The sequence below is a fragment of the Nguyenibacter vanlangensis genome (assembly GCF_013376155.1).
GTDB lineage: Bacteria > Pseudomonadota > Alphaproteobacteria > Acetobacterales > Acetobacteraceae > Gluconacetobacter > Gluconacetobacter vanlangensis.
On the sequence record NZ_JABXXP010000656.1, the window covers coordinates 1 to 1,546 of the forward strand.

A 1,546-nucleotide genomic window follows, 5' to 3' on the forward strand; every position below is an offset into this window, starting at 1 on the left:
GGGCAGGTCGCGCACCGCCAGGTCCTGGAAGGGGCCGGCCTGGGGGACGTGCAGCAGGCGCGCGGAATCGCGCGGCCGCGCCGGCTGGTCGGCGATCAGCGCGCCGGGCAGGATGAAATCGAAATCGGAGGCAAGGTCATGCATCGGATGCCCCGTTTACGGAATCCCGCGCCGGTTGGACAGTCCCGCCGCCACCCGGCAGAATGGCGCGGAACCCGATCGGGGGCCCGCCCCCATTTCAGCAGACAGGAAGAGACCATGTCCTATGCCGCACTGGACGCCGCGCGCGTCGCCCGGGCCTGCAAGGTGGCGCTGAGCGTCCTTGAGGCCAATCCCGAAAGCTCGGAGGCCCATGTCCGCAAGACGCTGATGATCGAGCGTATGGCCGCCCTGGCCGCGGCGGCGGCCGAGTCCGCCGAAGCCACCGGCGGCGGCGGGGTGGTTACCCTGACATCCGAGGAATTCTGGCTGGTCAGCAAGAACTGGTAGGGTCGTGCCATCGGGCCCCGAACACCCATATAGGGGCCGATGGAGCCGAAAGCACGACGAGGAGGCGTCCATGACATTCACCCTGACCAGCCGGGCCTTCGCCGAGGGTGACCGGCTGCCCGAGGCCCAGGTCTTCGACGGCATGGGCTATCGCGGCGGCAATATCTCGCCGCCCCTGGCCTGGAGCGGCGCGCCCGAGGGCACGCGCAGCTTCGCCGTGACGATGTACGACCCCGATGCCCCCACCGGATCGGGCTGGTGGCACTGGGTGATGGTCAATATCCCCGCTTCGGTCACCAGCCTGCCGGCCGGCGCCGGATCGGGCGATGCCGACCTGCCGCCCGGCGCGTTCATGACCCGCACCGATTTCGGCGGCAATGCCTATGGCGGAGCCGCCCCGCCGCCGGGGCCGGCGCACCGCTATATCTTCATGGTCCACGCGCTGGACACGGCGGTGTTGAGCGTGCCAGCGGACGCGTCGGGGGCGATGGTGGGATACATGATCAACAGCCACAGCCTGGGTTCGGCCAGCCTGACCGCCTTGTTCGGCAGGAGCTGATCCCGACTCTTCCGGCGCCCGATCTTTCGGCAACTGCCGCTATGACCCGCGGCGCCGCCAGGGCAACAGGATGGGGGGCAGCAGGAAGGGCACCCGGCCGTGATGGCCGAAATGCGCCAGCCGGGCCTCGTGCACATGCATGGCGCCGAAGGTTCCCAGCCGCACCATCAGCACCGTCGACACCACGCCGCAGAACGGTGCGGCGCCATAGATCCAGAAACCCTGCCACTGGCCGGAAAACACCGCCGGCCCCAGGCTGCGCGCCAGGTTGGTGCTGTCGCCCGACAGCCAGGCCTCGAACGGGTTGAGCGCGAAGAACAGCGGGCCGGCCAGCAGCGGCGTCGCCCAGCGCAGCGCGGCATGGCCGCCGGTATAGAGCAGCGCGGTGATGAGCAGCGCCGTGGTGCAGACCTCGCCCATGAACACCCAGGAGAGCGGCACCAGGTCGAAGGGAACGGTCGCCGCGAAACGGGTGGCGTGCGCCCACGCCCCCAGGCG

General features: G+C 70.0%; 4 protein-coding genes. 2 read left to right on the forward strand and 2 right to left on the reverse strand.

Features of this window, described 5'->3' with window-relative positions:
* The coding region (locus HUK84_RS17710; protein ID WP_176641424.1) for an S-adenosylmethionine:tRNA ribosyltransferase-isomerase at positions 1 to 144 on the reverse strand (144 nt) is incomplete at its 3' end.
* 114 nt (positions 145 to 258) lie between these two features.
* Between HUK84_RS17710 and HUK84_RS17715 the strand changes: the two genes are divergently transcribed.
* Together HUK84_RS17715 and HUK84_RS17720 are read left to right on the forward strand one after the other, a co-directional pair.
* On the forward strand, positions 259 to 489 hold the full coding sequence (locus tag HUK84_RS17715; protein ID WP_176641425.1) for a hypothetical protein: 231 nt from the start codon (positions 259 to 261) through the stop codon (positions 487 to 489).
* 70 nt (positions 490 to 559) lie between these two features.
* Positions 560 to 1,048, forward strand: a complete 489-nt coding sequence (locus HUK84_RS17720) for a kinase inhibitor (RefSeq protein ID WP_176641426.1) — start codon at positions 560 to 562, stop codon at positions 1,046 to 1,048.
* A 39-nt stretch (positions 1,049 to 1,087) separates the two neighbouring features.
* Here the strand turns inward: HUK84_RS17720 and HUK84_RS17725 are convergent.
* Positions 1,088 to 1,546: aquaporin (locus tag HUK84_RS17725; protein ID WP_176641427.1), on the reverse strand; the 459-nt coding region annotated here is incomplete at its 5' end.

Bases quoted from the DNA above. Each gene is read 5' to 3' on its own strand.
- HUK84_RS17715 (WP_176641425.1), top strand. From the start codon at position 259: ATGTCCTATGCCGCACTGGACGCCGCGCGCGTCGCCCGGGCCTGCAAG.
- HUK84_RS17720 (WP_176641426.1), top strand. From the start codon at position 560: ATGACATTCACCCTGACCAGCCGGGCCTTCGCCGAGGGTGACCGGCTG.